This is a genomic window from Methanomassiliicoccaceae archaeon, from assembly GCA_034928305.1.
GTDB lineage: Archaea > Thermoplasmatota > Thermoplasmata > Methanomassiliicoccales > Methanomethylophilaceae > VadinCA11.
On sequence record JAYFOZ010000001.1, the window covers coordinates 140,128 to 155,014 of the forward strand.

At 50.7% G+C, this 14,887-nt stretch carries 14 protein-coding genes; 7 read left to right on the forward strand and 7 right to left on the reverse strand.

The genetic code is table 11. The features are described from left to right. The first annotated feature begins 1 nt into the window (after position 1). Together argS and VB016_00835 are read left to right on the forward strand one after the other, a co-directional pair. Entirely contained in the window at positions 2–1,720 is a 1,719-nt protein-coding gene (argS, locus tag VB016_00830) for an arginine--tRNA ligase (protein ID MEA4977090.1), read from the forward strand. Further along, complete coding sequence (locus VB016_00835) at positions 1,720–2,217, forward strand: GNAT family N-acetyltransferase (GenBank protein MEA4977091.1); 498 nt, start codon at positions 1,720–1,722, stop codon at positions 2,215–2,217. The genes argS and VB016_00835 overlap by 1 nt, the downstream gene beginning before the upstream one ends. Here VB016_00835 and VB016_00840 read toward each other — a convergent pair. The 3 genes from VB016_00840 to VB016_00850 are packed head-to-tail and all read right to left on the reverse strand — an operon-like array spanning position 2,207 to position 4,725. Next, on the reverse strand, positions 2,207–2,905 hold the full coding sequence (locus VB016_00840) for a biotin/lipoate A/B protein ligase family protein (GenBank protein ID MEA4977092.1): 699 nt from the start codon (positions 2,903–2,905) through the stop codon (positions 2,207–2,209). The two genes, VB016_00835 and VB016_00840, sit on opposite strands and share 11 nt — an antisense overlap. Then, complete coding sequence (locus VB016_00845) at positions 2,902–3,558, reverse strand: hypothetical protein (protein ID MEA4977093.1); 657 nt, start codon at positions 3,556–3,558, stop codon at positions 2,902–2,904. Before VB016_00845 ends, VB016_00840 begins: the two co-directional genes overlap by 4 nt. 9 nt (positions 3,559–3,567) lie before the next feature. Next, positions 3,568–4,725, reverse strand: a complete 1,158-nt coding sequence (locus VB016_00850; GenBank protein ID MEA4977094.1) for a formate--phosphoribosylaminoimidazolecarboxamide ligase family protein — start codon at positions 4,723–4,725, stop codon at positions 3,568–3,570. A gap of 123 nt (positions 4,726–4,848) precedes the next feature. On the opposite strand from VB016_00850, the gene VB016_00855 reads away from it, so the two are divergent. From VB016_00855 to VB016_00875, 5 genes are all read left to right on the forward strand, one after another. Further along, entirely contained in the window at positions 4,849–4,974 is a 126-nt protein-coding gene (locus tag VB016_00855; protein MEA4977095.1) for a hypothetical protein, read from the forward strand. Positions 4,975–5,208: 234 nt separating this feature from the next. After that, the gene (locus VB016_00860) at positions 5,209–6,186 is read left to right on the forward strand and encodes an arsenic resistance protein (GenBank protein MEA4977096.1); all 978 of its coding nucleotides are present in this window, start codon (positions 5,209–5,211) and stop codon (positions 6,184–6,186) included. Positions 6,187–6,275: 89 nt separating this feature from the next. Then, complete coding sequence (locus VB016_00865) at positions 6,276–7,307, forward strand: AAA family ATPase (protein MEA4977097.1); 1,032 nt, start codon at positions 6,276–6,278, stop codon at positions 7,305–7,307. Then, positions 7,289–9,157, forward strand: coding sequence for an AAA family ATPase (locus VB016_00870; GenBank protein MEA4977098.1), 1,869 nt, complete (start codon positions 7,289–7,291; stop codon positions 9,155–9,157). The genes VB016_00865 and VB016_00870 overlap by 19 nt, the downstream gene beginning before the upstream one ends. Before the next feature lie 989 nt (positions 9,158–10,146). Beyond that, positions 10,147–10,428: a hypothetical protein gene (locus tag VB016_00875; GenBank protein MEA4977099.1), complete on the forward strand. Its 282-nt coding sequence runs from the start codon at positions 10,147–10,149 to the stop codon at positions 10,426–10,428. A gap of 189 nt (positions 10,429–10,617) precedes the next feature. Here VB016_00875 and VB016_00880 read toward each other — a convergent pair whose 3' ends face one another. Genes VB016_00880 through VB016_00895 form a run of 4 tightly spaced genes read right to left on the reverse strand, consistent with a single transcriptional unit; the run spans position 10,618 to position 14,858 of the window. Next, positions 10,618–12,591 (reverse strand): ATP-binding protein, encoded by a 1,974-nt coding sequence (locus tag VB016_00880; protein MEA4977100.1) that lies wholly within the window; start codon positions 12,589–12,591, stop codon positions 10,618–10,620. Further along, on the reverse strand, positions 12,588–13,190 hold the full coding sequence (locus VB016_00885; GenBank protein MEA4977101.1) for a hypothetical protein: 603 nt from the start codon (positions 13,188–13,190) through the stop codon (positions 12,588–12,590). Before VB016_00885 ends, VB016_00880 begins: the two co-directional genes overlap by 4 nt. Positions 13,191–13,194: 4 nt before the next feature. Next, complete coding sequence (locus VB016_00890; GenBank protein MEA4977102.1) at positions 13,195–14,358, reverse strand: virulence RhuM family protein; 1,164 nt, start codon at positions 14,356–14,358, stop codon at positions 13,195–13,197. A gap of 2 nt (positions 14,359–14,360) precedes the next feature. Further along, the gene (locus VB016_00895) at positions 14,361–14,858 is read right to left on the reverse strand and encodes a hypothetical protein (GenBank protein MEA4977103.1); all 498 of its coding nucleotides are present in this window, start codon (positions 14,856–14,858) and stop codon (positions 14,361–14,363) included. Between the last annotated feature and the right edge of the window lie 29 nt (positions 14,859–14,887).

Genomic DNA, 14,887 nt, shown 5'->3' on the forward strand with positions numbered 1-14,887 from the left:
AATGAGCATAGCAGACGATTTCAGGAACGAGGTTAACAATGCGGTGAAAAAGGCCCTGGCCGAGTCCGGTTCAGAAGCCGAGTTCATAATCGAGGTGCCGTCGATCGGAGACTCCGACCTGGCGGTACCATGCTTCACCATGGCCAAGAGCATGAAGAGGTCCCCCAAGGACATAGCAGAAAAACTGGCGGGCCTAATAGAGCCGTCCGGGACCATCAAGGCGGTCTCTGCAATCAACGGATATGTCAACTTCATTGTCGATCAAAACGTCCTCGTCACAGAAACCTTGAACGAGATACTTTCGAAAGGCGACAATTACGGAAGCCGCCCGCCGACAGGGGTGAGGGTGAACGTAGAGCACACGTCAACGAACCCCACAGGACCCATCCACGTCGGGCGTGCCAGGAACCCCATAATAGGCGATACGTTGGCCAGATGCCTCAAGATGTGCGGCAACGAGGTCACAACCGAATACTACGTGAACGACGTGGGAAAGCAGGTCGTTATCCTGACATGGGGCGTAGAGAATATTCCGAAAGGTTCCGTCGAGGAAGAGGAAAGGGACAAGACCGACCACAAGCTTGTCGCATATTACCGCAAAGCGAACAAGCTTATGGAGGAAGACCCCGCCGTCGCCGAACAGATATCGGAAATGCTCAGGAAGTTCGAGGCGGGCGACCAGGAGGTGATCGGGTCCGTAAGGCACACCGCAAAAATAATGCTGGAAGGCCTGAACCAATCTCTGGCAGGCATAAATGTCGCCCTAGACAGATATACGTGGGAATCCGACTTCATAGCCAACGGTTCTGCGGCCGGCGTAGTCTCCAGACTGAAGAGGACAGACTATGCCGGGCAGACCGAAGACGGCTCCTGGTATGTCGACCTGGCCGAATTCGGCATAAACGGCAAGAACACGAAGTTCACATTCACAAGATCCGACGGCACCACTCTGTACACGACGAGGGATATAGCGTACCACATGAGTAAATTCTCCAGGTCCGATCGTGTTATCGACGTCCTCGGGGAAGACCAGAAGCTGGGTTCCCAGCAGCTGACATACGCGCTCAGGATACTGGGATGTGTCATGGAGCCCGAACCCATGTTCTACGCTTTCGTCTCTCTTCCCGAGGGCAAGATGTCCACCAGGAAAGGTGTCGTCGTCTATCTGGACGACCTTATCGATGAGGCCGTCGATCGTGCATACCAAGAGATCAAGAGCAGACGCGACGACATGGATGAAGAGAAGATGCGCGAAATCGCACGTGTCATCGGCGTCGGGGCCATAAGATATAACGTTGTCCGGGTGCAGCCCGAGAAGCAGTTCGTCTTCACGTGGAACGAGGCGCTGAATTTTGACGGAAACAGCGGACCATACCTTCAATACGTACATGCGAGAGCGTGCAGCATGCTCCGCAAGGCAGGAGACTTCGAACGCGATATCGACGCTTCGAAACTTACGGACGAGTATGAGATCAAACTTGTCAAGGTCCTTTCGAAGTTCAGTTCGATCATCGAGGAGGCAGGCAATCAGAAACGGATTCATGTGCTCCCGGCATATGGACACGAGGTCGCCTCGGCCTTCAATCAGTTCTATGCAGCGGTACCGGTTCTGTCGTCGGGCGAATGCGCGAATGCAAGGATCACTCTTGTGGAATGCTCGAAGATAGTACTTAGAAACGTCCTGGATTGTCTCGGGATGGGCGCACCGGAGGAGATGTGATGGAGATAAGAAAGTTGAAGTTGAAGGACCTGGAAGGGGTCCGCAAGCTGGAGATCTCCTGCATCAGGGAGTACTTCAAGGATACTATCGAGAACAAATGGGAAGACCTCCCGGAAGAGTGGAAGGAGAATCTCGGAGCCAGCAGCAGGAAGCACTTCAGAGCGTATCTGGAAAGCGGGCTGAGCTTCGTCGCCGTGGAGGATGACGAGGTCATCGGATTTCTCTTTGCGCAGATGCTGCACCACATAGCGGACGCAGAAAATCTCGTATGGATCGAGAATATGGGCGTTCATCCGTATTTCAGGCGCAACGAGATAGCGTACAGGATGCTGATAGCATGTCTGAAGGAAGGCATCGTCCAGGGCGCGGAGATAGCGCACAGCACAATCCAGTCGGAAAATGCCCCGTCGATACTTCTGCACAAGAAAGCAGGATTCTTCATGGATCCCCGCCAGGTCGCTTTGATAGATCTTAAGGACCCCAAGCTCAGACTTTGAATCCGAAGGCGTTATCGGCGATGAATCTGCGTTCTTCGTCTGTAAGCTGTCCTTCGATCAGGTCCAGGCCGAGTCTATCGCGGAAAGCCGTCCTCAGAGCACCGGTCACGGTCTTTCTGGGCACAGGGCGGCCCAAACGCTCGGAGATAGATACGGTTCCGGAATAGTTCCGTTCCTTCTGAGGCCTCAGTACTTTGTCGATCAGAGGTTCCGGCTCTACGATGACGGTGCCGTGCTGTATAAGAAATCCTCTTGCACGGTACTGCGCCCCTCCGGAGATCTTCATCCCTCCTGAGAGGACGTCGTTCGGTTCCTTATATTCTGCATCCAGTCCCATAGAGCGCAACGCCGACGCCACGCATCCGCATATCTCGGAATAGGAGTCTTTCTTACTTCGGAAACAATCCTCCATGGTTATCGAGTATATGATCTGCGAAGGGCCGGTAAGTATCGTGCTTCCGCCGCTGATCCTTCTTACGGCGCGAATGCCCAAGCGTTCCAACTCGTCAAGTCTGACGTCTTTATCGAGGTCCCTGAATCTTCCCAGAGATACAGTCGTTCCGTTGCGGGAGTAAATGTGCAACGTGGACGGGGAACGTCCCTCCGAAACCTCTCTGAACACTACCGCGTCGGCGGCAGCGCCGTATTCGGGAGGGACCGTTCCGAGATCTATAAACCTCGAGCTCATTGCTTGCGCTTGCTCTGGTACTGCTTCTTCTCGGTGGTCGGGACCTTGGCCGCAACGGTCTTCTGAGACGCCTTGCCTCTTTTCTGCTCATCAAGCTCCGTGAAAGTTATGGACTTCTCGACCTTGGGTGCGTTGCGGTACTTCAGGAAGACTGCCAGGGCGATAAGCGCGACAATGGCGATTATCGCAATGTACGTCGTCCAGCCGGACCATATCGATTCATCGACGTTGATCGTGAAGTTTGCATAGTTCAGCTCGTTGTCGCTGCTGTCCGTGAGGAACTCCGCATCGTCGGATTCGCCCCAAACCGTTAGGTTCTTGGTGCCTGGGGAATCGATGGTGAAATTGAGCGTGACCTTAGTAGAGCTCCCCGCATCGACCGTTATGATCTTTTGGGCAAGCTTGGATGTGCCGTTTTCGTATGTGATATAGACCAATACGGTCGCTTGTGCGGCAGTGTTGTTCTTTATTGTGACATCGACATATCCTGCCGTCCTGGTGTCAAATCCTCCCGCAGAGATGCTGGGGGTATCGATCATGAGGCAGTTGCCTATAGGGGCGGCGTCGACATCCTCTGATTCATATAGGGACAGGACCGGCACGGCGATCAGTGCTACCAAAACGATAGCCAGTATGGTCTTTTTGCTGTTCATTTGAAAGCCTCACGTGATTATTTCTTCGATGCGCTCCTGTTCTATGGCGCGCCTGATTTCCATAGAGAGCCTCCTTCCGGTGCTCATTTCTTTCCTCCACAGGGTATTCCCGTATGGGTGTCCGACGGACATATGGACGTTCGTTCCGCCACCGATACGCGGGGCGACATCGTATATGAAGAAGTTGAGGTCTTTGTCGACACACGTCTGCAGGCAGAACGGCCCGATGACCCCGGGTTTGTAGAATTTCTGTGTGGCTTTAACGTACTTCTCGGCAAGTTCGAAGGCGTTGTCGAGCAACGACTCCCTGAGGGTGGCCGAGTTGTGGCCGCACACCGTATATTCCGGTATGATGCCCATCTCTTCAAGTTCGACCTGCTGTTTACCCGGAAGCCTAGCGTATCCGTCCAGGGAGCTTTCAAAGCGCCAGTCGACCCCGAGAAGCTCTATTTTCTCATCTCTCTCCTCAAGCGGCGAGTAGAAGAAATCCAGGTTGAAAACGGGTCCGATGATGTACTGCTCCATCCTTGCCTGCGACAGGAAATCCGCCTCTATTACTCCCTGGTGTATGAGCTCTTCGGACTTCTTTAAGAACTGGTCGTAATCTTTGACAGTGAAGAACCCTCTTTCGAGCTTCTTCACTTTGTGGTGAACTTTGACTATCGTCAAACCGTCGATATCTTCAGGTTTTTCGACCTTTTTGGGGAAGGGGAGTCCGGCCTGCTCCAGAATCCAGTAATAATCTCTTTCGTCCCCTCTTTCCTCGGATCTCAGCAGATTGCGGCTTCCGACCATCGGGACTTCAAATTTGTCTTCTATTGCATCTATGCCGCAGTAGGCGACGAGCGATCGGTTGGGGACGAAAAGTGTGTTCCTTTTCATCAGGTCCTGCTGTACATCCGGTCTCAGCACGTCGGCGAATTTTCCAAGCACGATCGTATCGTCAACGACGCCTCTTATTGCGTTGCCGCATTGGTCTCTCTGTGCTTTGAAATAATTTTTAAATGTTCTCTCTCTGCCGTTCTGGCACACCGCCACGGTCTTGAAACCCTCTGAAACCGCGCCGTCGCATGTGTCCAGTGCAGAATGGGAAGCGAGCACCCCGACCTTTGCTTGGTCCAGATCGTACCCTTCCAGGTTCCTCAATACCGTGTCCCTGTCTATCACATTAACCCTCTTCCACTCTGTAACCCGTCCCCTATAATATAATTTGTCTGACGCACGGGCGCATCATCTGAAAAGCCAAGCCTTCCATAGAAGGTAAAAATACGTAGTTAGCGGTGTAGTTGCATGGATGGAGATGTGTCATCGAGGGAGCTCTGGCTCGACACCGAAGGCATGCTGTCTGCGGGATATTTAGGCGAATTCGAAATTGCTTTTATGTTCTGTGGCACTGTCTGCATAGGCCCGTCCTGAGCATGCCCGCAAGGGGTACAAACGGTTTAGAGGAAAGCCTCTCGGAACTCCCGTCGGCCCCGGGATTCTACAGTATACCGCAATGGGTCGCATCTTCTTCTTAAATCTGGCACATTAAAAACAGATTACATTTCCGAATGAGAAAAATGACTGCAAGGTCCTTAAAGATGTTTTTTATCTCTAATATCAGAGACTATATGCAGATATTTAAACGGTTATTACACTGCAAGGCGAGTGAAATACGGGGAGCGGATTCAACCGATCATTATCATCGTGTCCGCTCTCATAGGGGTGGCACTGGGAATCTACACAGGCTTCGGAGCCTGGTCGTCCGTTTTGATACAGCCGTTCCTTATCGCAATGCTTTTCTTTGTTTTTCTATCCGTAGACATCAAAAGGTTGAAAGAATCTCTCTTAAACATCAAATTCACCTCTTCGGCCCTCATAATAAATTTTATTTGGACTCCCATTTTCGCTGTTGTCCTGGGCCTTATATTCTTCACAGACTCCATCGATATCCAGATCGGGATCCTCATGTTGCTGGTCACCCCCTGTACCGACTGGTATCTGGTGTTCACCGCAATGTCAAAAGGCAACGTCCCCTTGAGCAGCTCCATATTGCCTCTTAACCTGGTTTTGCAGATATTGCTCCTTCCGGTCTACCTTTTTCTTTTCATAGGCGAACGGATCTCCTTCGAACCATCCTCGATGCTGACAAGTCTGATTCCGATACTGGCCCTCCCCATCGTCTTCTCTATTGCATTGAAATATTTTGCCTCGAAGAACAAGGCCGCCAACTCGACAAAGAAAGCATTCGAATCCAAAAGCGATGACATCCAACTGGCATTTCTTTGTCTGGCCATTGTCGCGATGTTCGCATCGGAGAGCGGAGTTCTTGCGGAAAATATGTCGGTATTGTTAATGATGATAATTCCGATGCTGATCTTCTTTGCCGTAAATTATGCGATTTCTGTATTCATTTCGAAGGGGCTGCATTTCGGTTTCGATGACACCACGTCGCTCATATTCACGACCATGGCCAGGAATTCCCCTCTTTCTCTGGCCATCGCCGTTGCGATATTTCCTAACAATCCGCTTATATTGCTTATTTTGATCGTTGGCCCTTTGATAGAGCCACCGATACTGTCTCTTACTTCGCACCTGCGTCTTCGCCTCAGAGGAAAGACAGCTGTTTCAAGGGCCGCAGAATAAATCTTGTGAATCATGGAAGTATGTTCGGGCCCGTCATTATACGCTTAGGAATGGAATTAATAATTAGACTCCGTTGGCTTTTCGTTACAATGATCTCGAAAAAACGTTCGTTCCCCTTCACAGCTATAGTGGATCAGGATGAGATGAAGAGGGCTTTGGTCCTAAATATCGTCGACCCGGGTGTCGGCGGAGTACTGATCAGGGGAGAGAAAGGTACAGCAAAATCTACGGCCGTCAGGTCGCTGGCACATGTACTGCCCGATATAGAGTACGTCAAAGGTTGCAGGTTCCGTTGCGATCCCTCCCACCCGGAGACGCTATGCTCCGAATGCATGAGCGCACGGGAGGCAGGCGTCAGGCAGGAGACCGACAAGGGGCCGGTCAGGGTGGTAGAGCTACCGCTTAGTGCAACAGAGGACCGAATAGCAGGGACGCTGGATCTCGAGCACGTCCTACAAACGGGCAAGAAGAGATTTGAGCCCGGGGTGCTGGCACAGGCCAACCGCAACATACTCTACGTAGATGAGGTCAATCTTCTAGAGGACCACATCGTGGACCTCCTCCTGGATTCCGCCGCCATGGGCGTCAATTATGTGGAGAGGGAAGGGGTATCGTTCTCCCATCCTTCTAAATTCACGCTCATAGGATCAATGAATCCAGAGGAGGGGGAACTCAGGCCCCAGCTTTTGGACAGGTTCGGTCTGTGCGTCGACATAGTCGGAGACAAGTATGTCAGCTCCAGAGCCGAAGTGGTGATGAGGAGGCTGGAGTACGATTCGGACCCTGACGGGTTCATAGAGAAGTTCCGTGCCGAGACCGAAACGTTGCGCGAAAGAATTTCGGTCGCGAGGGACAGGTTCAAGGACGTAGAGGTCAGCCAGAATATGGTAGAGGTGGCTTCCAACATAGCGATATACTTCAAGATGGAAGGTCACAGGGCGGACATAACGATGGTTAGGGCGGCCAGGGCAAATGCGGCCTTCGAGGGCAAGGATTCGATAGACAGGGATGATTTCAGGACGGTCGCCCCTATGGTTCTGGCCCACCGTATAAAGAAAAAGCCCTTCGAGAAAAGCGGACTCGACAGAGAGGAACTGAAAGAATGCATCAGAATGTACTGACGTCTCTTCCGTTCTCCGCGGTCCGCGGAATGGACCTTGCTAAGAAGGCGCTCATGTGCGCAGCTGTGGACGACAGCATAAAAGGGGTCCTGATCAAAGGACCTTCCGGCACAGGCAAGAGCGTCCTTGTACGTGCTTTTGCGGATGTTCTGCCGAACAAGGAGATCATCAACATCCCTCAGAACACATCCGACGACCAGCTTTTCGGAGGACTAGACATCGAGAGGGCTGTGACAGAAGGCCGTGCAACGGTACTCGGGGGTATCCTAAGCCGTGCCGACGGGAACATGGCGTACATCGATAATGTAAATCTGATGGACGGCAGAACGCTGGACTCCCTTATGGAGTGTATCGAGTCCCGAACGGTAATCTTGGAAAGGGAAGGCATTTCTGCAGAGTATCCACTTGAAACATCGGTCATTGCATCAATGGACCCGGTGGAGAGGGAGCTTCCCGACAGCGTATCCGACAGGTTCGACATGTGCGTGAACATCATTCCAGAAATGGATTTTCGGAAAAGGGCAGCAATTGTAAACACAGATATCGAGCACAGGAAAGACATGGCCGCCTATTCGGAAGACTATCGTGGAAGCGATACGGAATTATTCGATGCAATACAAGGTGCCAGGCAGAAATTATCTTCGGTCATTTTGGAAAAGGACGACGTGGTGACAATCGTGAAGATCTGCAGGGACCTCAACGTACGCGGGCACCGTGCGGACATATCTGCCGCGAAGGTCTCCAGGATATTGGCCGCGCTTGACGGCAGGACTTATGTTTCCGATGAGGACATCAGCGATGCCCTGGTACTATGCCTGCCGCACAGGAGGCCCCCCGTCTTGAAGGCGGAGGAAGAAGACATAGAGGCCTTAAGGATCGTCGAAAAAGATACAGAAAAAGCGGAAGAACGCAGGGATGAAGAATCCGAATTTCTGTCAATACCCGAAGAAGAACCCGAAATACAGGTCCAGCCGGAAGAAATCGACGATTCCTGCCTGTCGGAATCTCCTGAGGTCGCTAAAACACGTTATGACGTGATATATGAAAAGGCCAAGGGCGCCCTTGACGAAATAGAGGAGTTTGAAACGTTCCGTCTGCACGAGATTGCGGGGGTCGGGATCAATAGGGTGCCGATATCGAAGAGAAACTCGGGAAGATACAGAGGATTCAAGATGCCTCGGGGAAAGACCGCCGATCCGGCCTTCGATGCAACCGTACGCGCCGCGGCACCTTATCAATCGGTCAGGGAACCGAACGGCCTCAGCATAAAGATCGAGTCCCAGGATATACGGGAGAAGATCAGGGCCCGGCGCAAATCATGTTCGTTCATCTTCGCCGTGGATGTCAGCGGGTCACTTGTAGACGGAGGGATGATGGGGATCGTTCAGAACGCGATAAGATCGATGCTCATGGAGAGCTATGTCAAGAGGGACAGGGTCGCTCTGGTGACATTCAGAGAGAGGACGGCGGAGGTCGTCGTCCCCTTCACGCGTTCCGTAGAGCTGATATGTGACACTCTGGCTCAGGCCCCGGTCGGCGGATCGACCCCTCTGGCAAGAGCGCTTATGGTGTCAAAGGACTACGCGGCGAACTACCTCAGGAAACATCCCGGCGAAAAATGCTATATCATTCTGATAACGGACGGATGCGCAACCCTCCCGGCCTTCCCGTGTGCGGACGCCGAAGGGGAACTTAAGCGTATAGCGGCCGTGATCAAGGACCCGAACATCGAATGGACGGTGATAAACTCTGGCAAGGTCTATGATGTGAGAAGAAAGGACGATGCGAGAAAGCTTGCCGGATATTTGGATGCCAGATATATCGATATAGCGGATTTGGGCGAATATTAAGCGATGACGGACGCTTATCAATCTTCGAGCGTGATCGGCAGCATTTTAGAAAAAACAGGATTCATAGTGAAAGTGGTAGCCTCGCACAGATTTACCGCAGATTACAATTATCTGGCACATTCTGATTTCGTGCCTAATGACATGGAGGGCCCGATTTTTGGCCCCGACGGCGCGAAGAAATACACACAAGGTTCGTCGAGCTCAATGAGCAAGAGGCGGTCTGATGCTGTCTTGTCCGCTTAAGCCCGGCGTCAAATGCGCCGCAACTTACGAGCTTGCATCCGCGAGCCGCTGCCTCGGCTGCCCACTGCTCGACCAATGCGACCAGGCGCCTCTCGCCTGTTTATATCGCCGCCGCAATGGAGGGGGCCCCGGGAACTTTGCAATTTCTGTCGTGGAGGCCTCTGTGTGACGAAGATTGAGGTCACATATATGTCCGAGACTGTCGACATAGGTGCCGACGCACTCGAGCGGCTATGCTCCAAGTCCTGCAACCTAAAGTTCACAATCCCACCGAACCCGCATTGGGAGATCTTCTATGAAGAGAGTTCTGCACGATCTCATCTTCCGAACGCGATACCCTTCGTCATATTAGGTGCTCTCTTGTTGATGTTCTCCTGGCGGCCAATCCTGGCGAACCCACCTACAACCCGTGGCACGACAGCAACCCCGGCCTATCGTTTGCCGAGATGAGGCCCCTCGCATCTGCGGCGATCTCCATCGATGACATGATGGGGGACGAGATTACAATCTGGTCCGACATGTTTTGCTGGGCTGATTTCCGTTTTTATGTCGATTATGCTCATCAATTTTGTGTATGTGATCGCTGTTGATTTTCTGACCCTCATGAGCATAATCGTCGCATGGGAACTTATGGCCCTGCATTCTGAGGTCTGTGAGATTCAGTAATCGTATTTGTTACGTCCACTCCGATTTTTGATTATTCCTGCAATAAATTCAACCTTAGTGTCTGGTTCGCCTCGCCCACCATGATGAATCTGGTACCCAAGATCAGGAACTTCATCGACGATCCGAAGAACCCCGGCAACCTCAACTACCTGTGGTTCAAGGATATGCCGAGGATCCGGCAGTTCATCTGGAACAAGGGCCACCGGGAGCAGCCGCATAAGTTCACTACGTGGAAGTCGTCGGCGCAGCACGGCAGCGTGATCCTCTATGTGCCGGCTACATCATGGTCTCCATCCTCTGGTGCGGTCTCTCCAGACATCATTGTTGCCTGCCATCATGTTCATTCTCGATTCAGCACATGATGCTCACGCTGTGGTATCCTCCTGGGGCCATGCGTATCTACTTACTATTCGTTGTTGGTCCCAGCCCTCCGTCGGTCGTCTCTACCACTATCGTCAGGATATGGCTGCTCTCGAACCCGGACCATGTAATCTTCTGATAGTATTGGTTGGTGCTGCTCGACATGGGTGCGAGACTCTTCACATGGAGCTCTATAGTATGCCTTCTTCATCTTCTGAATTTGCTAGTGTTCCGGAGTCGTTCGAGGACCCGATTGCATTCGTGTCGATGTCCAGTGTAGGGGTTTCATTTATGATGCGGGATATGTCCTTGTCTCCGGCATCGATCCCTTCGTTCGCGGCCTTCATCTTGCCAATCAGCCCCAGGAGTCTGGCTTCTGCCGTATTTAGGATGACGTCATATGGGATACAGAATGCTACTACTTTGCCTTGTTTTAGTGGTTCGATCAGACCTTCTTCGACTTCAGATCCCAGAATGTAGCAAAAATATTCTGGATCTCCTAAAATATGATGACTTTTAATCAAAATCCTCGCATAATCCGTGGCTTGATTGAGTTCCTTTGAGGATATTTTCGAACCACCCTTCTTGAGTTCCAATATCAGAATTCTGGAGTAGCCTCTGGACTCTCCTCCGGAATAATTGTAATCATATCTGTCCGCAGAGTAGAAGCCCAGGGAAGAATCGGGTGTGACCACGAAATCAGGTCTCTTGGAGTATTCTTTTGCTTTGATTTTCTTACCGATCATATTCATGAAGACGGTAGATATCGCCTCGTTGGATGTGAAGCTGCAAGTATCATACTCAGGACCGAAAATCCAAAGACTTCTTTCGAAGATGGGTTGTAAATGGGCAACTTCGAGAGTATCTAATGAGTTTATCAGAGATCTTAGTTTCCTAACGGTATCGATGCGCCACTCCAATTCGTTAAAGACGACCTTCATCTCCTGTATGGACCATTTGGACATGATATCCGTCAATTGATCCACGCTGTAAGAGTCTGCATTAGACATTATTTCCATCAGGGAATATTTGTTCTTAGAACCTTCCATAGTAACCAGTACGCTGACGACGTTGACCAGATCATTACCGCTCATGGTGGGGCAACGGTCGAGTATCTCCTGCATAGCTACTCCTAGATTTTCCTGGTTTATTGAGCTCATGCCCTTTATCGCCTTCAGATTCTCCTTGACGGCTTTGGCTTTCCTGTTCGACTTTATGTGTAGGACGATATCTTTAATGGATATCTCCACGAAACTCAGGATTTCATCCATCACCTTCTTGGATGCTTCGTCGGTTTTGAAGGCGCTCCAATCCGGTTCCGTATGCGTTTCCATAGGATCGGCCTCCACGACCAGAAAATAATCTCTGACCATATCCTTTCGTTCATCGAAACGATATTTCAGGCCCTTCCAGGATATGTCTCCGATTGGGCGCCCTTTGACGCGCCAGATTATACCGCTCTTCTGACTCCTGTGCTCGATCTTGCATCTTCGGACAATTATCGTCTCTCCATTCGAGAGCGTGAACTCCTCGTCCGAGACCGATTTGAAATCGTTGAATGCAATCTCCTTCCCGTTGATTGAGACAGTGAAGCCATGTGTTTTCATGAATCTAGACTTTATGATGTTGCTGACGTTTTCTGCCAAGACCAATGCAGAAGATGTGTTGTCCCAATTGCATCCGATAGTGGTTCCGTGGCCGTCTTTGTCATAAGAGTCAATGGGGGTTATCGAATAAGGGCTGTCTTTGCTGCCGGTGATCTTGACCTCGAATTTGCTACAGAGGCCGTCCTTCCAAGTTTCTACTTCATATGTATCAGAGAAGTAGAACATGCCGAATCTTCCAATGCCGTTTCTACCATATGTTTTCCTTTTCGTTCCATCATCCAGGATTACTTCGTCGCCCTGGTTGGCGGAACGACTGTAACTCGCAGTCGGCCAGATATCCATGAATTCATCATAAGTCATGCCATGGCCATTGTCAGAGATCTCAATTTTTTCTCCGAGTTTTTCCGGCCAGGTTATATTAATATTCCTGGCAGCGGCATCCCATGAGTTTGCAATCTGTTCAGTTATTGCAGCTACAGGAGAAGACATGACTTTTCCGGCATAAGCCATCATGAATCCTTTTGAGAAACTTGCCAATTTTGTCTGCTGAGGAGTCATGATTTCACCTCAGGCTCAGATTTTTCTTCTTTCGCAGGCGTCTCACCCTCAGGCACATGATCAGAGACGCCATTTATGTCAATAGATTTTGTTATATTTCGGAAAATTTCCTTTACTTGTTCCCTATATGAAATAAGAGCTTTCCTTGCAGAGTTTATTTCAGAATCCCAAAGGCCTGGTGATCGATTGTTTAAACAGTCTATTTTTTTTAAAAATGCATTCGAACAGTGCTTATCTATTTTCTCAAGTTCCTCGAGGCATTTTTCATCAAGCAGTATGAAGGGGTTCCCTCTAGTCACACTGGCTTTTTCTCCGGACGCAGCTAATTTTTTCCTTATTTCGTCAGATCCATTAAAGTTTATGGAATGTACGAGGTCTATGCAGTCCACAATGTATGCTGCATGCGCAGCATCGGCTTTCGCATATGCCTCTATCTCCAGAGGCAAGGTGATTTTAACGAGGTCTCTCTTTTTGTCAAGATTATGTTTTTCAATCATTGACTGCTCGGTGGTTCGTGCACTAAGAATCCATGAGACTATCGTGGCTACTATTGTGGCTATGGCTGAAACTATAGCTGGTATATATTCAATCAGAGACACAATTTCACCTTACCGTATGCCCCTCTTTCGAAGGTGCATCGGAGCCGTCCACATCGTCCTTCTCGGCAGCCGTCATTCTATAAGTTCTCGTCTCAAGGAATTCCATGTAATCCTTCTCCCCCTTCGATGCGGCGGCGAGCATTCTCTTGGAGTATTTGGTGTATTCCTCATCGGCTTTGGAATCGGCCATCTCCTTGCTGACTGATCCCTTCCCAGTCAGAACCTTCCTGCCGCCCATCTGCATAAGGTCGTCGAGGATTTTCACCCAATCTGACATATAGGTCGGTATGCGGTTCCTCGCCCTCATCTCGGCGAACTCCAGGAATGCGCTGACGGCTCCGTTCAGGTTCTTGAGCTCCTCTTCGGTCATGAAGTTTTTGGCCACATCCAGGTCTTTCTTCCGGGGTGCATTCCCCTCCCACGCGGTGAGGCCACAATGCTCTGTCCCGCCGTCGATGCGCTCATATCTTAGCTCTGCCGCCGTCTTACCGGATGCTGCATAGTGCAGCTTGTTCTGCACTGTGGCGAAGAATTCTCTGGAGGTCTCCGCCGATGGGTCGTAATCCGCGCTCAGGGCGTATATGTCCAGGACTTTCTTGTATAGCCTTTTCTCGGACGACCGTATGTCACGGATTCTCTCCAGGAGCTCGTCGAAGTAGTCTGTGCCGAAGTCCTTGGGATTCTTAAGCCGCCGTTCGTCCAGGGCGAAACCCTTCTGCATATATTCCGACAGGACGGAGCTGGCCCAGTTCCTGAAATGCGCCCCTATATGGTTCCTGACCCTGTAGCCTACGGCGAGGATCATCCGCAGGCTATAGTATGTGACCTGCCTGTTTATGATCCTCTCCCCTTCCATGCGCGGGACTATAGCCGTTCTGACGACGGCATCGTCCAGCTCGCCGTCCCTGAGGATGTTGCCAACGTGTTCGTTCACCGTCCTCACATTGACCTGGTAGAGCTCCGCCATGCCAGATTGGGAGAGCCATATATCGTCTTCGGAGAACACGGCCTCCACGTGGATACTACCGTCCTCCGAGTTGTACATTAGGATCCTTCCGTAGGGTGCGGGCGGAGCCCGGGCGATCATATCCTTTCTGTCCTTTTCCGTCCTTTTCGAACTATCCGGAAATTCCGGACAGTTGCTTCCATTGTTAATATTCTGGCTCATTTTCACCCTACTCCATCTCCATCCTCAGGAGACGATTCTTGACCTGCTTCGCTGCCGTCCTGTGCAGGCTCCTCGTTCTTTTTGGTTGTTTCGTCTATGGGGTCAAAACCTATATAATTCCAGATCAGTCGATTGGGCCATATCGCTTGAGTAGCGCGTTCAAAAAATACATCTGAATCCAATCCAAATAAGTTACTGTTGGCTCTGGATCCTCCGGTCTTTAGTGCATCTCCGATGCATTTTTTTAGATCCTCTCCGAGATCCTGGGTTTTCATCAGGTTTTCTATACGCAGTCTGTACTCCAGCTCCTTTTGGTGGAGTTGGAGTTTGTTCGGAGCATTATTCATATTGTATTTTTCGATGAAGAATAGATATTCCATCAACAGATTTTTGAGTTTGATCTCGTCCAACTCTTTCTGTTTTTTCAGAGCTTCATCTTCATCCAGTTTACGTTTCTTAATCTCTGCCGCCGAATCCCCTTCGCGCCTTTTCCTTTCCATCTTCCAGGCATCCCTTTGTGTATACTATG

Excerpts from the sequence above, each read along its gene's own strand:
- VB016_00835 (MEA4977091.1), top strand. The coding sequence starts at position 1,720 with ATGGAGATAAGAAAGTTGAAGTTGAAGGACCTGGAAGGGGTCCGCAAG.
- argS (MEA4977090.1), top strand. The coding sequence starts at position 2 with ATGAGCATAGCAGACGATTTCAGGAACGAGGTTAACAATGCGGTGAAA.
- VB016_00845 (MEA4977093.1), bottom strand. The coding sequence starts at position 3,558 with ATGAACAGCAAAAAGACCATACTGGCTATCGTTTTGGTAGCACTGATC.
- VB016_00880 (MEA4977100.1), bottom strand. The coding sequence starts at position 12,591 with ATGACTCCTCAGCAGACAAAATTGGCAAGTTTCTCAAAAGGATTCATG.
- VB016_00890 (MEA4977102.1), bottom strand. The coding sequence starts at position 14,358 with ATGAGCCAGAATATTAACAATGGAAGCAACTGTCCGGAATTTCCGGAT.
- VB016_00870 (MEA4977098.1), top strand. The coding sequence starts at position 7,289 with ATGCATCAGAATGTACTGACGTCTCTTCCGTTCTCCGCGGTCCGCGGA.
- VB016_00895 (MEA4977103.1), bottom strand. The coding sequence starts at position 14,858 with ATGGAAAGGAAAAGGCGCGAAGGGGATTCGGCGGCAGAGATTAAGAAA.
- VB016_00840 (MEA4977092.1), bottom strand. The coding sequence starts at position 2,905 with ATGAGCTCGAGGTTTATAGATCTCGGAACGGTCCCTCCCGAATACGGC.
- VB016_00855 (MEA4977095.1), top strand. The coding sequence starts at position 4,849 with ATGGATGGAGATGTGTCATCGAGGGAGCTCTGGCTCGACACCGAAGGC.
- VB016_00875 (MEA4977099.1), top strand. The coding sequence starts at position 10,147 with ATGATGAATCTGGTACCCAAGATCAGGAACTTCATCGACGATCCGAAG.
- VB016_00865 (MEA4977097.1), top strand. The coding sequence starts at position 6,276 with ATGATCTCGAAAAAACGTTCGTTCCCCTTCACAGCTATAGTGGATCAG.